The organism is Allobacillus sp. SKP2-8, assembly GCF_007559355.1.
In the GTDB taxonomy this organism is placed as follows: Bacteria; Bacillota; Bacilli; order Bacillales; family Alkalibacillaceae; genus Allobacillus; species Allobacillus halotolerans.
The window spans coordinates 88255-105141 of record NZ_VMHF01000001.1 but is presented as its reverse complement, the minus strand read 5'-3'; the positions used below and the strand labels follow the sequence as shown (position 1 = coordinate 105141).

Here is a 16887-nt window from a genome sequence, read left to right as displayed (position 1 = left end):
AGGATGAAAACAATAATGAATAAACTATTCTCTCCCTATACAATCAAGGGTATACAGTTAAAAAACCGCATTGTCATGTCGCCAATGTGTATGTATTCTAGTTTTAAAGAAGATGGCTTATTAACCCCTTTTCACTATACACATTATGAAAGTCGAGCAATTGGTCAAGCAGGTCTCATTATGGTTGAAGCAACTGCTGTCTTACCAGAAGGAAGAATTTCACAACAAGACTTAGGTATTTGGTCAGATGACCATGTCGCCGCCTATCAACAATTAAATGAACGTATTCATTCACATGGTGCCAAAAGTGCAATTCAATTAGCCCATGCTGGCCGGAAATCTAAAGTAAACGATGAAATATTCGCACCGAGTGCCATCCCTTTTGATGACCAATCACGAACACCGACTGAAATGACGATCAATGAGATTAATCAAACGATCCAAGCCTTTAAAGATGGTGCCCGTCGAGCATCTGACGCCGGCTTTGATGTTATTGAACTGCACGGAGCACATGGGTACTTAATCAATGAATTCCTCTCCCCTCTTGCCAATGTTCGAAAAGATGCATACGGAGGTACAAAAGAAAACAGATACCGATTTTTGAAACAAATTATTCAAGCTGTTCGAGACATTTGGGATGGACCTCTATTTGTTCGAATCTCAGCAAATGAATATCACGAGAAGGGTTATGATGTTGATGACTATATTGATCTTGTGAAAGAGATGAAGTCAGATGGAGTTGACCTCATTGACTGTAGTTCAGGTGGAGTCGTACATGCACAAACACCAATCGAAGTCTATCCTAGCTATCAAGTTCGTTATTCAGAAACAATCAGACTTGAAGCGGATATTCCAACAGGAGCGGTCGGTTGGATACGGGACGGCAATCAAGCCGAAGAAATCTTAAGAAATGACCGTGCAGACCTTGTATTCATTGGCAGAGCCATGTTAAACAACCCTTACTGGCCTAAACAAGCGGCGGATGATTTACAAGTGGAAATCGAAGCACCTAAACAATACAAGCGTGGATGGATTTAGTGGGAGGATATCTTTGTGGAAATCACTTTTTTAGGTACAGGTTCCGGCATGCCCTCTAAAAATCGAAACGTTTCTTCTTTAGCTCTAAAAATGTTGCAAGAGCGTGATGAAGTTTGGTTATTCGATTGCGGGGAAGCTACTCAACATCAAATTATGAAAACGACAATCAAACCACGGAAAATAGCTAAAATTTTTATTACACATATGCATGGGGATCATGTGTTAGGTCTTCCAGGCTTACTCAGCAGTAGATCTTTTCAAGACGGTGAATCAGCGGTCGAACTGTATGGTCCGCCAAGTCTAAAAGAGTTTGTAGAAACGTCTTTGAAAACAACAGGAACACACTTGAATTATCCATTGATTTTTAAACCTATTGCAGAAGGAATCATTTATCAAGATCAAGATATTAAAGTTTCTGCAAAAAAATTACAACACGGAATGCCTTCTTATGCATACAAAATTGAGGAAGCGGATAAAATCGGTCCATTGCTTCCCGAACGATTGAAAAAACTCGGCGTCTCCCCTGGTCCTATTTATGAAACGATTAAAAATCAACCAACTACAGTACTTCCAAATGGTACGGAGGTTCACCGAAACGATGTGACAGGTCCGGATATTCCCGGTAGACGCATTGCCATCTGTGGTGATACAAAACCAGTAGAATCGCTCGCACAATGGGTCCAAGGTGTCGATGTTTTGATCCATGAAGCGACATTTATGGAAGCGGATGAACAATTGGCAAATGATTATTCTCATTCAACAGCAGCCGATGCAACTCGGCTAGCTAAGAAAGCACAAGTGAATTATTTACTCATGAACCATATATCTTCTCGCTATCAACAAGATCTACTTGAAGATGAACAGACTCGGTTAAAGGATATATTCTCACCTTTACAATTTGTCGAAGATTTTATGGAATTTACTGTAAAGTAAGGAAGGAGTGTGAAACCATGCATTTATCAACAATCTTGTCCGATCACAAAACAATGTATAGAGCTGGAAAGACCATGACACACACATATCGCATTCATCAACTACAGAAACTAAAAGACATGTTGAATCGGAATGAAAAACGAATCTATCAAGCAATCAAAAAAGATTTAGGAAAATCGGATTACGAGATTTTAATGACCGAATTAGGAGTGCTTTATAGTGAACTTGATCATGTCATTCGAAATTTAAAAGAATGGATGCGTACAGAGAGAGTGAAAACGCCCACCACCCATAAGGGAGCCAAAAGCTATATTTACAAACAACCCTATGGAACGGTTTTGATTATTAGCCCTTGGAACTATCCATTGAACTTAAGTATTACACCATTGATTGGCGCCATTGCCGGTGGGAACACAGCCTTTTTAAAACCATCAGAGTTTACGCCAAATACAAGTGAGCTACTAGCTGAAATGATTGCTGATAATTTTGAGGAAAAATACATTACAGTCATTCAAGGCGGTAAAGAAATATCACAAGAACTACTTGAGTTGGAATTCGACTATATCTTTTTTACGGGTAGCCAGAAGGTTGGTCAAATCGTCATGGAGAAAGCAAGTAAACATCTAATTCCTGTGACGCTTGAACTTGGTGGTAAGAGTCCGGTCATTATTGATGAAGACGCCAAGATTCCATTAGCCGCAAAACGGATTGCTTGGGGCAAGTTATTAAACGCTGGCCAGACGTGTATAGCTCCCGACTATGCGCTCGTCCATGAATCCGTAAAAGATGAATTTATTAAAGCGTTAAAAAATGAATTATCGTCATTCTATGGAGAGCAACCAATGGAACATCCAGATTACACTCAACTCATTCATGATAATCATCTAGATCGCTTGGCAAAGCTACTTGAAGGTGAAAATGTCATTTTTGGTGGTGAAGTTAATCGAGATAACCGCAAAATGAATCCTACATTGATCGATGAACCATCATGGGAACGACCGATCATGCAAGAAGAAATCTTTGGTCCGATTTTACCCATCCGATCGTTTAGTCATTTAGAGAAAGTTGTTGATGAGATTGAACATTCCAGAAATCCTCTAGCGCTGTATTATTTTTCTGAGAATGAACAGAAACAACAATGGGTTGTAAATAATGTCTCGTTCGGTGGCGGGTCAATCAATGATACGATTATGCATATCGGGACATCTCACCTGCCCTTCGGTGGAATTGGCGCGAGTGGAATAGGGGCTTATCACGGTTATGAAAGTTTCCGTACGTTCACACACCGCAAAAGTGTCCTGAAACAAACAACGGCATTCGACTTATCTTTCCGCTATCCAAATTCGAAATTCGGAGAGCAAATCATGAAAAAATTATTTAAAAAATAGCAGGTCACATTAAAAAGAATCCTGCTATACGAAATACCCTGAGTCAAAGGATTTATTGTCCTTGCTCAGGGTTTTCTTTATAAAAGTACAGACTTTTTTAGTCCTCTCTTTTATCCTTTTTAAAATCATTTAAAAAATCTTTCTGAAAACTCGTTGATAAATTTGGTCGAGTTTTTTCTTTTGGTTGAATGAAAACATCATTTCCGTACTTTTCTTTCATATCCTCTACGGTTTGATAAAGTTTTTCTTTTTCCGCTTCTTCTTGATATGTAAATAAATCCAATTGCTTGGAAAGTTCGTGCTTTGGTACGAGATCTTGTGCAGTAATCCCCAATAGTCTGATCGGTTCCCCCTTCCAATGTTCATCGAATAACATTTTCGCAATCATGAAAACTTCATCTTTTTTTTCAACGAAGTCACGTAATTGCCTACTCCGAGTAACCGTCTTCCGGTCGTGATAACGGATCATAATTTGAATGTTTTCTGAAACTACATCTTTATAGCGCAATCTCGCAGATACTTTTTCGGCCAATTGATCCAATAACGAATCAATTTCTAGTTGGTCTGTTGTGTCGTGTGGTAACGTTCTTGAATTTCCGATACTTTTAAATTCGTAGATTGCATCTGGGTCGACCGGACGATTATCATGCCCATTTGCACGAGTATGGAGACGCTCACCATTGATCCCTAAAAGCTGCTTCAATGCCACGACATCATGATTTGCTAAATCTCCAATCGTTTGAATGCCAAGCTTTTGTAACTTTTCCTCTGTCCGGTCACCAACACCATACATCTCGCCAATTGGAAGCACCCATAATTTTTGCTGGATCTCCCGCTTTCGAAGAACAGTAATTCCCATCGGCTTTTTCATATCAGATGCCATCTTGGCCAGAAATTTATTCGGTGCAATACCAATGCTACAAGGCAAATCCAACTCTTGGTATATTTTCTTTTGAAGCCATTCAGCAAGTTCGATCCCGTTCATTCCCAAGTTATGTTCTGTTACATCGAGATACCCTTCATCAATCGACACGGGCTGGACGATTGGTGAAACCTCATACAAAATTGAAAATATTTTACTTGAAGCTTCTCGATATTTCTCAAAATTGGGTTGCAATGCAATTAAATTTGGACATAATTCATAAGCCTTCCATAATGGCATTGTTGTTTTGACACCTTTTGCTCTTGCTTCATAGCTACTTGTGACAATAATCCCTTTTCGTTTTTCGGGAGCCCCAGCAATAGCAACAGGTTTCCCTTTTAGCTCCGGGTGTTCTGCGATTTCAACCGAAGCATAAAAACTGTTCATATCGACATGGAAAATTACTCGACCTTTGCTCATTTTTCTCACCTACACAATGGAAGCCCCATTCAGTTATTGAATGAGGCTAGTTTACAACGGAAGTAAGAATTGTTCAATCGATTAAGCCGTTCCTTCTTCAGCAGCTTCGATTACAATCCCTGTAAGCAAAGCAGAAATATTCATCATCTCATTGATTGAAATTTCTTCTTCTGGTGTATGAATGTTTTGATAACCGACACATAGGTTAACCATTGGAAAACCATAGCTACTGATCACGTTGGCGTCACTTCCGCCGCCAGTCGCTTTGAGTTGTGGTTCTAATCCAATGCGCTTAGCTGCTTGACTCGCTACTTTTACAACTTGTGCATTTTCATCATGCTTATAACCTTTATACATAATTTTAACATCAACATCAATTGAGCCACCGACTTCTTCCTCTGCTTGTCGGCAAGCTTCTTTTATTTGCTCGATTTGACGATCTAATTTTTCTCGGACAAGCGAACGTGCCTCAGCAATAACAACCGCTTCATCACTAACGATATTCGTTGCTTTTCCACCTTCAAATCGACCGATATTTGCAGTGGTGTCTTCATCAATTCGACCTAATTTCATTTTTGAAATGGCCTTTGAAGCTAACGTAATCGCAGAAATACCTTCTTCAGGTGCCACACCTGCATGAGCTGTTTTTCCATGGCAAGTTATTTCAAATTTCGCCTGCGTAGGAGAAGCGACGATTAAGCCGCCCACATCTCCGTGACTATCCACTGCATATCCATATTTTGCATCGATCAGGCTCGCATCCAATGCTTTTGCACCAATCAAACCTGATTCTTCGCCAATCGTAAGGACAACTTGAATCTGGCCGTGTTCAATATCATAATCCTTCAGAAGACGGACCATCTCAATAATCGCAGCAATTCCTGCTTTATCATCTGCACCTAAAATTGTCGTGCCATCAGACCGAATGGTATCACCTTCGATTTGTGGTTGAATATCTTTACCAGGGACGACTGTGTCCATATGTGAGTTGAAGAAGATCGGCTCGACACCTTCTTTTGTACCTTCCAATGTACAAATCAAGTTGTTGGATTCATGACCGGTTTTTTCTTTGGCGTCATCCTCTTCAACTTTAAAACCTAAAGCTTCAAATTTTGCTTTAAGAACAACCGATATCTTTTCTTCGTAACCTGTCTCTGAATCAATTTTGACCAGCTCAATAAATTCACTGACCAATCGTTCTCGATCTGCTTGAATCAAAAGAAAACCTCCTTATAATGGAATATTTCCGTGTTTCTTCTTCGGTCGTTCTTCCTGTTTATTTTGTAAAATGTCTAAAGCTTGGACCAGTTTTTCTCTTGTCTCACGTGGATCGATAACATCATCGACCATACCTAAACCTGCGGCAACATATGGGTTTGCGAATTTCTCCCTGTACTCGTCAATCTTTTCTTTGCGAGTCGCTTCAGGATTGTCGCTCTCGTTAATCTCACGAGCGAAGATAATATTCGCGGCTCCCTCTGGTCCCATTACTGCAATTTCCGCATTTGGCCATGCATAAACCAAATCGGCTCCAATTGATTTACTGTTTAATGCAACATATGCACCGCCGTAGGCCTTACGTGTTATGACTGTAATTTTTGGCACAGTCGCTTCCGAATAGGCATATAAAATCTTAGCTCCATGACGAATGATTCCACCATGCTCTTGCTTGACGCCAGGGAAAAATCCAGTAACATCTTCAAATGTAATCAATGGGATATTAAAGGAGTCGCAAAAACGAATGAATCGAGAAGCTTTGTCACTTGAGTCAATATCCAATCCACCCGCCATGAATTTCGGTTGATTACAAATCAATCCGACGGTCTTGCCTTTTACTTTTGCAAAGCCGACAACAATATTTTTCGCAAATTGTTTATGAATTTCAAAGAAAGAATTTTCATCAACGACTTCTTCGATAATGACACGTACATCATAAGGTCGGATGGAATCAAAAGGAATGATATCCGTCATATTTGGACGGTAATCATCCACTTCCTCCACTTCGACTTCAGGAGGCTTTTCGTTATTGTTTTGCGGTAAATAACGTACCAACTCTTTCACTTGGTCTAATGCTTCTTCCTCGGTAGCCGCTTTCAGATGTGCATTTCCACTGGTTGCATTATGTACATCTGCTCCACCTAAATCTTCAGCAGAGATTTTTTCTCCGGTTACCGTTTCAATGACTTTTGGGCCTGTAATAAACATTTGCGATGTTTTTTCAACCATGATAACAAAATCGGTAATCGCTGGTGAATAGACAGCTCCACCTGCACTTGGACCCATAATAACCGAAATTTGCGGAATCACTCCGGAATAAATAGAATTCCGGTAAAACACATGACCATACCCATCAAGCGAAGCCACTCCCTCTTGAATCCGGGCTCCACCTGAGTCATTCAGTCCTATGAAAGGTGTTCCGTTTTTGGCTGCTAAGTCCATGACTGCGGCGATCTTTTTACCGTGCATTTCACCAAGAGCTCCACCATAAACCGTGAAATCTTGAGCGAATAAGTATACGGGTCTTCCATCAATTTTACCAAAACCGGTGACAACACCTTCTCCCGGAGCTTTTTTTCCTGCCATACCAAAATCGGTGACTCGATGTTCCATGAATGCGTTCAGTTCCACAAATGACCCATCATCTAACAAATAATCGATTCGTTCTCTCGCTGTCATCTTCCCTTTATCTTTTTGTTTTTCAATTTTGTCATCTCCACCGCCCAACTCAATTTCGCGGCGTTTGTCATAGAGTTCATTAATTTTATCGTAAATATCCATTACTAATCCTCCTGTTTTGGCTGACAAAGTTCTAATAGGACGCCGTTCGCTGCTTTTGGATGTAAGAAGGCTACTTGCGTATCATGAGCTCCTTGCTTCGGCTGGTCATTGATCATACGAATTCCTTCAGTTTTGAATTGTTCTAACCTCGCCTGAATATCATCTACTTCTAAAGCGATGTGATGAATACCTTCTCCTCGTTTCTCGATAAATTTAGCAATTGGTGATTCCTCATGAAGTGGCTCCAATAACTCAAAATTACTTTCACCAATGGACAAAAAAGCTACTTTCACCCCTTCACTCTCGACTTTATCCACACCTTTGAACGTTAAACCCAGTGTTTCCGTATAGAATGGTAACGTTTCATCCAAGTTTCTTACAGCGATTCCGATGTGATTGATTTTCTTCATACAGAATCACCCTGAACTCGTTCCTCAATGAAGTCAGCAACAGCAGTCATTGGGGTTCCCGGCGTGAAAATTTTCTGTATTCCATGGTCTAATAAAAATTGGATGTCCTCTTCTGGAATAACGCCGCCACCAATAACAGGAATGTCTTCTGCCTCTCTCTTCTTTAATTCCTCCATTACTTTCGGAAATAATGATTTATGCGCACCGGATAAAGAGGAAAGACCAATTACATCCACATCTTCCTGAATGGCCGTCTGGGCAATTTGTGCGGCCGATTGTCTTAACCCCGTATAGATGACTTCCATTCCACGATCTCTCAATGTCTGTGCAATGACTAGAGCACCACGGTCATGTCCATCAAGACCAGGTTTAGCGACTAGTACACGTATTTTTCTATTCATTTCTTCTTCACCTCTCTTAAAAACTACAAACCTTTCTTACACGATCGCTGACCATTAAGCACCTGTATATTCGCCGAATACGTCTCGCATTGTATGACAAATCTCTCCGACTGTTGCATAAGCTTTCACACTCGCTAAAATATGAGGCATCAAGTTTTCATCAGGATTCTTTGCTGCTTTTTTCAAATCTTGTAACCTTTTATCAACAAGCTGTTGATCGCGATTGGCGCGAATCTCTCCCAGTCGCTCAATCTGTTCTTGCTCTAACTTTTCATCCACTTTCAATAAATCTGCGTGGGTTTCTTCATCGGTTGTAAATTCGTTCATACCCACAATAATATCTTCTTTCGATTCAATACGTTTTTGCGCTTCATAAGCTGCCTGGTGTATTTCACGTTGCATATACCCTTCTTCAACAGCTTGTACAGCTCCACCCATATCTTCAATTTTATCTAAATACTCACGAATCTGTTTTTCGATTTCGTCAGTCATCTGCTCAACATAATAAGAACCGGCTAATGGATCTACTGTATCCGCCACGCCACTCTCATGAGCAATAATTTGTTGCGTACGGAGCGCAATCCTTGCAGACTCTTCTGTAGGTAGTGCCAATGCTTCATCACGAGAGTTTGTATGCAAGCTTTGTGTGCCTCCCATAACAGCCGATAAGGCTTGTAAGGCTACACGTACGATATTGTTATCCGGTTGCTGAGCAGTAAGTGTAGAACCTCCTGTTTGCGTATGAAAACGTAAGCGCCAGCTTTTTTCATTTTGCGCTTTATATTTGTTTTTCATCAAGTCTGCCCATACTCTTCTCGCAGCCCTGAATTTTGCCACTTCTTCAAAAAAGTTATTATGCGCATTGAAGAAAAAGGCTAAACGTGGAGCAAATTCATCAATTTCTAAACCGCTTTCAAGTGCTGCATCAACATATGCAAGACCATCAGCAATCGTGAAGGCTGCTTCTTGTACAGCTGTAGAGCCAGCTTCTCTGATGTGATATCCCGATATACTGATTGTATTAAATTTCGGTACGTTGTCACGACAATATTCAAAGATATTCGTGATCAATCGCATAGACGGTTTAGGCGGATAAATATATGTTCCTCTTGCAATATATTCTTTTAAAATATCATTTTGAATGGTTCCAGTAATCTTTTCTTTTGGAACACCTTGCTTTTCAGCAACAGCTATATACATACATAGCAAAACCGAAGCTGGTGCATTAATCGTCATGGACGTACTTACTTTGTCAAGCGGGATTTGATCCAATAAGATCTCCATATCTTCTAATGAGTCGATTGCTACACCAACTTTTCCGACTTCACCTTCTGCCATATGATCATCTGAGTCATAACCGATTTGAGTCGGCAGGTCGAATGCGACGGATAAACCCGTTTGTCCTTGATCTAATAAGTAACGGAAACGTTCATTTGTTTCTTTTGCGGATCCGAAACCAGCATATTGGCGCATTGTCCAAAATCGATTACGGTACATTGTCGGCTGGATTCCTCGAGTAAATGGGTATTGTCCAGGAAACCCTAACTTTTCTGCATAGTCATCAAAATTCGATTCGTTTTCAGGTACATATAAAGGTTCAATAGGAATTCCGGATAGATTTGTAAATGGATCTTTTCTTTCCGGAAAGCGTTCTTTTACTTTTTCACTTTGTTGTTCCCATATCTTTTTTTGTTCTGAAAAATGTTCACTCATTGATAAAACTCTCCCTTCTAGTAACCATTCTACTATAAATATAAGGAATTTTTAATCTTCTTCATAGTTTAATAGAAAAAAGACACTTGTCCAACTGTAAGTTTTTATATAAAATAAGAGGTAATGGATAAGAATGCAGGGAGGAATACACTTGGCTAATCAAAAAAAGAAAACGAGAGCACCGTTTTCGTCAAATAGAAGAAAAAAAGCTAAATGGACGACAATTGTCATTTATGCAATGATTATCGCAATGCTTTTAAGCTCATTGCTTGCGGGAGCAGCTATGTTTGTATAAAAAAGAAAGCAACCACCAAGTTCATTACATGTTCTGGTGGTTGCTTTTTATTTTTGTTTTTTTCACAACTGTATGCTTTGAAGTCTGATTTCTCATCATTGTACGCCGTTATTTAAAACTCTTGATCGAGCGTTTCAACGTTAAATATTGTTCTATTTCATTTAAAAGGATATATAAATTAGCTTGCCTCTCAAACTCTTCTCGGCTAACAGGCAATTCCTCTTGATTGAATCGGTTGCGAATATTACGCAATCTCTCTAAATATTGGATGGATGTATCCCCTGGGTGAACATTTTCTGATAAATCTTTAAACAACTTAGCAATATATTTATATTGGTTGTCCGTTGCATTCAAATGAGTAATGAATGGGAGCATGCGTTCTAAAATCTCAAATTGTTTTTCTCGCATATGAAAATAGTCAATGTATGGATGCCGGGTGCGCAGAATGTGATTCTCTACATCTTTATTTGCTAAGTCCTGCGCTTTCTCAAGTAACTGAGCTGTTTCAGCCAGTTCTTCACCGGACCATGAATGATCTCCCGTTTCAATGAACCGTGCAACCTCATGTAATATACGTGAAAAGTTTTTTTCGATTTCCTTTCGAATCGCGACGATATCGTCCGTTAAGCTAGGCATATATAAATTGAGTACAATTCCAATGGTAATTCCAATGGAAAGCAAAATCACTTCATTAATGACTAAACCTACCGTTAACGCACCCGCATTATAAATATGAAGAATAATAACCGTGCTTGTTATGATTCCTTCCGTCGCTTTTACTTTCACTGCAATCGGGATAAACAGCAATAGCGTCAAACTAAAGGTGAGCGGTGAATAGCCGATGAATTCAAATACCAACCCACCTATTGTCACACCGATCATGAATGAATAAAACCTTGACCAAGCTTTTAAATAAGAAGCTCTACGTGTTGTTTGGATACATAACATCGTTATGACTGCAGCTGAAATAGCATAATCCAATTGAAGTAACTGAGCGATAAATATGGCAACGGGTGCGCCGATGGCTGTTTTGATCGTTCGGTAGCCGATTTTAAACATGATTTCCCTCTCTTACTGAATTTAATCTTAAATGAATACTTCATAGAAAATTACGTTAAAAAGGAATAACTATATACGTTACATGTTTACAGAAAAAACTGACGGGATAGAATGTCGCCGTCAGTAATCATATCCCTTTCTTTTAAAAAGAAAGATTTAATATTCTTCACAGTGTTCATCAAATAGAGATTGTAGCTTCTGAACGACCTCCATTGGCATGGAGCTTTCAATTTCTTCACGTGGAACCATCTCAAGAATTTTCCCATCCTTCAATAGTGCAAACGAAGGTGAAGATGGTGGAAAACCTTCAAAATAATCTCTTGCTCGGTCTGTTGCTTCACGATCTTGTCCTGCAAAAACAGTCACTAAATGATCTGGTCTTTTGTCAAAATGAATTGAATTCGTGGCAGCTGGACGTGCAACTCCGCCAGCACAGCCGCACATTGAATTAATAGCGACAAGTGTAGTTCCTTCTCTCGTTAGTGCCTGATCGACTTCTTCAGGTGTTGTTAATTCTTCATAACCAGCATTCGTAAGCTCTGCACGTGCTTCTTTAGACATATCTTCCATGTATAGGCTAAAATCCATCTATGTGTACCCCCTAATTTTCTAAGTGTCAATTTCATCCTATCAGCTTCGAACAAGCTTTTCAATTTATTTGCCATCGGAAAAATTACCATTTGACGGTAATAAAAAAGATTATATAGCTTATTTCATAAAAGAACCAGCAAAAGGGTGAAAGCATTGCTGGTTCTTTTTCTCCGTTATAATTAATAAACAGATGTATTTTTCTCAGACATATTTTCTAAAATTTCTTTCACACGAGCTAAGAACTGGCCACATATTAATCCATCCAGTACTCGGTGATCTAACGATAAGCATAGATTTACCATATCTCGTGCTCCAAACATTCCATTTTCCATGAAGACAGGTTTCTTCACGATGGATTCGACTTGGAGGATCGCTGCTTGTGGATGATTAATGATACCCATCGATTGTACAGATCCGAAAGAACCTGTGTTATTGACGGTGAATGTACCACCAGACATATCATCATTCGTTAACTTGCCTGATTTAGCTTTATTCGCAAGCTCAACGATTTCTTTAGCAATCCCTTTGATACTTTTATCATCAGCATTCTTGATCACTGGCACAAATAAACGGTCTTCATGTGCAACAGCAATAGATAAATTGATGTCTTTTTTCTGGATAATCTTATCTCCTGCCCAAGAACTGTTCAATTGTGGAAATTCTTTTAACGCTTGAGCGACTGCTTTTACAAAGAAAGCGAAATACGTTAATGAAAATCCTTCTTTTTGTTTGAATTCTACTTTTTTCGCATCTCTAAATGCAACAAGATCTGTTACATCAACTTCGACCGTCATCCAAGCATGTGGAATTTCTGTTGTGGATGTAACCATATTTTGTGCAATTGCTTTTCTGACACCTGTGACAGGAATCTCAATATCTCCATCTTGCGTTGGCACAGAAGGGGATTGAGATTGCTTTTTAGCAGACTTCGTTTTCGTTTCATCCGCTACTTGTTGAGCAGGTGTTTCCTCTTGTGCAGACGGTTTTGGAATGTCACCGGAAGCGATGATTTTCTCAATATCCTTCCGTGTAATTCGTCCACCTTTTCCTGACCCGTCTACTAGATTTAAGTCAATATCATTTTCTTGAGCCATACGCATCACTGCTGGCGAATAACGTTTTTTCATTGATTGATCTTTGTTTTCTTCAACTGCGTTAGATTCATTGTTTTCTTCTGTTTTTTCATTTTTTTCCTCTGTGGCTGAATCCTCACCAGCTGATTCAATTTCCATATAACAAATAAGCTCGCCTACTTCGATCGTTTCTCCTTCTTTAGCCACAATCTCTTTGATAGTACCCGTAAAAGAAGAAGGGACTTCCGCGTTCACTTTATCTGTTTCTACTTCTGCAATTGGATCATATTTATTCACCTGATCGCCAGCTTTAACAAGCCAGGAACTGATCGTACCCTCCGTTACACTCTCCCCAAGCTGGGGCATAGTAACTTTTTCTACCGCCATGGTCTGTACCTCCTCCGATTAAAATTCAGCTAATTCACGCATTGCTTTTTCGACTTTATCTGGATTGATCATAAAATATTTTTCCATCGTTGGTGCATAAGGCATGGATGGTACATCTGGTCCCGCCAATCGTTGTACGGGTGCATCTAAATCAAATAGACAGTTTTCTGCGATAATCGCAGCAACTTCACCGATGATGCTTCCTTCTTTGTTATCTTCTGTAATCAATAGAACTTTTCCAGTCTTCTTAGCTGCTTCAATAATGGCTTCTTGGTCGAGTGGATATACAGTTCGAAGGTCTAGAATATGTGCTGATATACCTTCTTCTGCCAACTTTTCAGCTGCTTGTAAAGCAAAGTGAACACTTAAACCATAAGTGATAACGGTAATATCTTCCCCTTCGCGTTTTACATCAGCCTTCCCAATTGGCAATGTATAATCATCTTCAGGTACTTCACCTTTAATTAGTCGATAAGCACGCTTATGTTCAAAGAAAAGAACAGGATCCTCATCACGAATTGCTGCCTTTAACAACCCTTTGACATCATATGGAGTCGACGGCATGACAATTTTCAAACCTGGTTGATTGGCAAAAACGGCTTCAACGGATTGAGAATGGTATAAAGCCCCATGAACACCACCACCATACGGAGCTCGGATTGTGATGGGTGCATTCCAATCATTGTTTGAACGATAACGAATACGAGAAGCTTCAGAAATAATTTGGTTGACAGCCGGCATAATGAAATCAGCGAACTGCATTTCAGCAACTGGGCGCATGCCATACATGGCTGCACCGATCCCTACACCAGCAATCGCCGATTCAGCAAGCGGTGTGTCAATAACACGGGATTCCCCAAATTGATCGTATAGACCTTCAGTCGCCTTAAAGACACCGCCCTTCTTTCCAACGTCTTCTCCTAAGACAAATACTTTCTCATCGCGTTCCATCTCTTCTTTCATTGCGAGTGTAACTGCTTGAATATAAGACATTACGGCCATCTTATTCCCCTCCTTCTTCAGCATATACAAATTTCAATGCGTGCTCAGGCTCTGCATATGGCGCATTTTCAGCTTCATCTGTTGCTTTGTTTACTTCATCGTCAATTTCTTTCATTAATTTTTCTTCTTCTTCCTCTGAGAGGACGCCTACTTCTTTTAAATATTTTCCAAACGCCAGCACATTATCATTCTTCTTCATTTCTTCAATTTCTTCTGCATTACGGTAAGCTTTGTCGTTATCATCGCTTGAATGAGCGGTCATCCGGTCGGTCATCGCTTCAATCAATGTTGGACCTTCTCCGTTGGTTGCACGCTCATGCGCTTCTTTCACCACTTTATATACTTCTAAAGGATCATTGCCGTTCACCTGGTGCCCCGGCATTCCGTAAGAGCTTCCTCGAACGGCAACAGACTCACTGGCAACTTGCTTCTCCAACGGTACGGAAATGGCATATTTATTGTTCTCGACCATCGTAATCACTGGGAGTTTATGCACACCTGCAAAGTTCAAACCTTCATGAAAATCACCTTGGTTGGAAGAACCCTCGCCTAATGTAGCAAAGGATACTGCTGGGTTCTTATCCATTCGCGCGGCAAGTGCAACACCAACAGCATGTGGTAACTGCGTTGTAACAGGTGAAGATCCTGTTAATATACGGTTCTTTTTCTGACCAAAATGTCCTGGCATTTGACGTCCACCAGAGTTCGGATCATCCGCTTTGGCAAATGCGTGTAAAAACAATTCTTTCGTCGTCATGCCAAACGCTAATACGACGCCTACATCGCGGTAATATGGCGCTACATAATCTTCATCTCTGTTGAGAGCGAATGAAGCCCCGACTTGTGCCGCTTCCTGCCCTTGACAAGAAATAACAAAAGGAATTTTCCCAGCACGGTTGAGTAACCACATTCTTTCGTCAACTTTCCTCGCAAGCAACATGGTCCGATACATTTCAATGACTTGTTCGTCACTCAACCCTAACTCTTTATGTCGATTCTTTTTTTGAGCCATACGATTTTCCTCCTTCAATTATCCATGTATTTGTTTTCCATCTACAGCCAATGCTGCTTCACCAATCACTTCTGACAGCGTCGGATGCGGATGAATGGTCTCTCCGATTTCCCACGGTGTGGCATCAAGAACCATTGCAAGCCCTGCTTCTGAAACCATATCCGTCACGTGTGGTCCAATCATATGAATTCCAAGTAAGTCCTGGTTTTCTTTATTGGAAATAATTTTGACAAATCCTTCAGAATCTCCATGAACCAAAGCCTTACCTACTGCTTTAAATGGAAACTTTCCTACTTCTAATTCATACCCTTGCTCTTTTGCTTGTTTTTCCGTTAATCCAACACTTGCAATTTCTGGATTGGAATATACACAAGAAGCAATATGATCATACTGAATCGGTTCTGGTTGCTCGTTAGCAATATGTTCAACAGCTAAAATACCCTCGTGTGAGGCTACGTGAGCTAACTGCATCCCACCGATCACATCACCAATTGCATAAATATGACTTTCTTTTGTCTGATTAACCGAATTAACTTTAATCGCTCCACGTTCGGTTTCAATATCCGTATTATCCAGACCTATATTGTCCACGTTCGGTTTTCTGCCGACAGATACAAGTAGACGGTCTGCTTCGAATGTCTTCGTTTCACCATCGATTTTCGCTTGGATTGTTACACCGTTATCAGTCGTAACCGAGTCTCCTAATACTTCTGTATCAGTGAAGAATTCGATTCCTTTTTTCTTCAACTGTTTCAAAGCTTCTTTCGAGATTTCTTCATCTTCTGTCGGTAAAATTGCTGAAGCATATTCCAGGACAGATACTTTTACGCCAAAGTCAGCCAACATGGAAGCCCACTCAATTCCGATGACACCGCCACCAACAATAATGATCGATTCAGGTAATTCATCCATCTCAAGTGCTTCCTCTGAAGTCATAATCGTTTGTCCATCAATTTCAAGTCCTGGAAGCGTATTTGGAGAAGACCCTGTTGCGATAATGACGTTTTTCGGAACAAGCATTTCATTTTCTTCTCCATTATTCATTTCAACAGAAATTGTTCCTGCAGTCGGTGAAAAAATACTAGGACCGAGAATTCTGCCGTGCCCTTCGTAAATGTCGATTTTCCCTTTTTTCATGAGCCCCTGAACACCTTTATGTAGTTGTTCAATAATGGAGTTCTTTCGTTCCTGAACCCGTGGGAAATTTACTGTCGGAGAACTTGTTTCAACACCGAAATCAGCAGCATTCGTTGTTTGTTTAAATACTTCTGCACTTCGTAACAAAGCTTTGGACGGAATACATCCGCGGTGTAAACAAGTGCCACCTAGTTCTGTTTTTTCGACAATTGCTGTTTTTAATCCGAGTTGGCTAGCGCGGATCGCAGCAACATAGCCGCCTGTACCGCCGCCTAATATAACCAAATCATATTCTGTAGCCATCCGTTTCTCCCCTTCCTTCTTTAAA

At 40.2% G+C, this 16887-nt stretch carries 16 protein-coding genes; 4 read left to right on the top strand and 12 right to left on the bottom strand.

All coding sequences use genetic code 11. The annotated features are described in order from the left end of the window. Positions 1-12: 12 nt before the first annotated feature. From namA to FPQ10_RS00515, 3 genes are read left to right on the top strand one after another with little or no spacing between them, the layout of a single operon-like run. On the top strand, positions 13-1038 hold the full coding sequence (namA, locus tag FPQ10_RS00525) for an NADPH dehydrogenase NamA (RefSeq protein ID WP_144160114.1): 1026 nt from the start codon (positions 13-15) through the stop codon (positions 1036-1038). A 15-nt stretch (positions 1039-1053) separates the two neighbouring features. Continuing rightward, entirely contained in the window at positions 1054-1971 is a 918-nt protein-coding gene (rnz, locus tag FPQ10_RS00520; RefSeq protein WP_144158631.1) for a ribonuclease Z, read from the top strand. A gap of 17 nt (positions 1972-1988) precedes the next feature. Further along, a complete protein-coding gene (locus FPQ10_RS00515; RefSeq protein ID WP_144158628.1) occupies positions 1989-3359 on the top strand; it encodes an aldehyde dehydrogenase in 1371 nt (456 codons plus the stop codon). Between the two features lie 97 nt (positions 3360-3456). On the opposite strand, the gene FPQ10_RS00510 is transcribed toward FPQ10_RS00515, so the two are convergent. From FPQ10_RS00510 to FPQ10_RS00485, 6 genes are all read right to left on the bottom strand, one after another. Next, positions 3457-4701 carry a DNA polymerase IV gene (locus tag FPQ10_RS00510; protein ID WP_144158625.1) on the bottom strand — a complete coding sequence of 415 codons (1245 nt, stop codon included), beginning with the start codon at positions 4699-4701 and terminating at the stop codon, positions 3457-3459. 81 nt (positions 4702-4782) lie between these two features. Beyond that, positions 4783-5919, bottom strand: coding sequence for a M20/M25/M40 family metallo-hydrolase (locus tag FPQ10_RS00505; RefSeq protein WP_144158622.1), 1137 nt, complete (start codon positions 5917-5919; stop codon positions 4783-4785). Between the two features lie 12 nt (positions 5920-5931). Further along, positions 5932-7479, bottom strand: a complete 1548-nt coding sequence (locus tag FPQ10_RS00500; protein WP_144158619.1) for an acyl-CoA carboxylase subunit beta — start codon at positions 7477-7479, stop codon at positions 5932-5934. Between the two features lie 2 nt (positions 7480-7481). After that, the gene (mce, locus tag FPQ10_RS13470) at positions 7482-7889 is read right to left on the bottom strand and encodes a methylmalonyl-CoA epimerase (RefSeq protein WP_144158616.1); all 408 of its coding nucleotides are present in this window, start codon (positions 7887-7889) and stop codon (positions 7482-7484) included. Next, a complete protein-coding gene (locus tag FPQ10_RS13465; protein ID WP_144158613.1) occupies positions 7886-8290 on the bottom strand; it encodes a cobalamin B12-binding domain-containing protein in 405 nt (134 codons plus the stop codon). The genes mce and FPQ10_RS13465 overlap by 4 nt, the downstream gene beginning before the upstream one ends. A gap of 54 nt (positions 8291-8344) precedes the next feature. After that, the gene (locus tag FPQ10_RS00485; RefSeq protein ID WP_144158610.1) at positions 8345-10003 is read right to left on the bottom strand and encodes an acyl-CoA mutase large subunit family protein; all 1659 of its coding nucleotides are present in this window, start codon (positions 10001-10003) and stop codon (positions 8345-8347) included. 151 nt (positions 10004-10154) lie between these two features. Here FPQ10_RS00485 and prli42 point away from each other — a divergent pair, with 151 nt between their 5' ends. After that, positions 10155-10298 carry a stressosome-associated protein Prli42 gene (gene prli42, locus FPQ10_RS12900; RefSeq protein ID WP_246065292.1) on the top strand — a complete coding sequence of 48 codons (144 nt, stop codon included), beginning with the start codon at positions 10155-10157 and terminating at the stop codon, positions 10296-10298. Positions 10299-10406: 108 nt separating this feature from the next. On the opposite strand, the gene FPQ10_RS00480 is transcribed toward prli42, so the two are convergent. From FPQ10_RS00480 to lpdA, 6 genes are all read right to left on the bottom strand, one after another. After that, the gene (locus FPQ10_RS00480) at positions 10407-11357 is read right to left on the bottom strand and encodes an aromatic acid exporter family protein (protein WP_144158607.1); all 951 of its coding nucleotides are present in this window, start codon (positions 11355-11357) and stop codon (positions 10407-10409) included. A gap of 156 nt (positions 11358-11513) precedes the next feature. Beyond that, positions 11514-11945: a BrxA/BrxB family bacilliredoxin gene (locus tag FPQ10_RS00475; RefSeq protein ID WP_144158604.1), complete on the bottom strand. Its 432-nt coding sequence runs from the start codon at positions 11943-11945 to the stop codon at positions 11514-11516. A 182-nt stretch (positions 11946-12127) separates the two neighbouring features. Next, complete coding sequence (locus FPQ10_RS00470) at positions 12128-13408, bottom strand: dihydrolipoamide acetyltransferase family protein (protein WP_144158601.1); 1281 nt, start codon at positions 13406-13408, stop codon at positions 12128-12130. A gap of 18 nt (positions 13409-13426) precedes the next feature. Then, positions 13427-14410 carry an alpha-ketoacid dehydrogenase subunit beta gene (locus FPQ10_RS00465; RefSeq protein WP_144158598.1) on the bottom strand — a complete coding sequence of 328 codons (984 nt, stop codon included), beginning with the start codon at positions 14408-14410 and terminating at the stop codon, positions 13427-13429. A gap of 1 nt (position 14411) precedes the next feature. Then, positions 14412-15422 carry a thiamine pyrophosphate-dependent dehydrogenase E1 component subunit alpha gene (locus tag FPQ10_RS00460; protein WP_144158595.1) on the bottom strand — a complete coding sequence of 337 codons (1011 nt, stop codon included), beginning with the start codon at positions 15420-15422 and terminating at the stop codon, positions 14412-14414. An 18-nt stretch (positions 15423-15440) separates the two neighbouring features. Continuing rightward, positions 15441-16862: a dihydrolipoyl dehydrogenase gene (gene lpdA, locus FPQ10_RS00455; protein WP_144158592.1), complete on the bottom strand. Its 1422-nt coding sequence runs from the start codon at positions 16860-16862 to the stop codon at positions 15441-15443. Between the last annotated feature and the right edge of the window lie 25 nt (positions 16863-16887).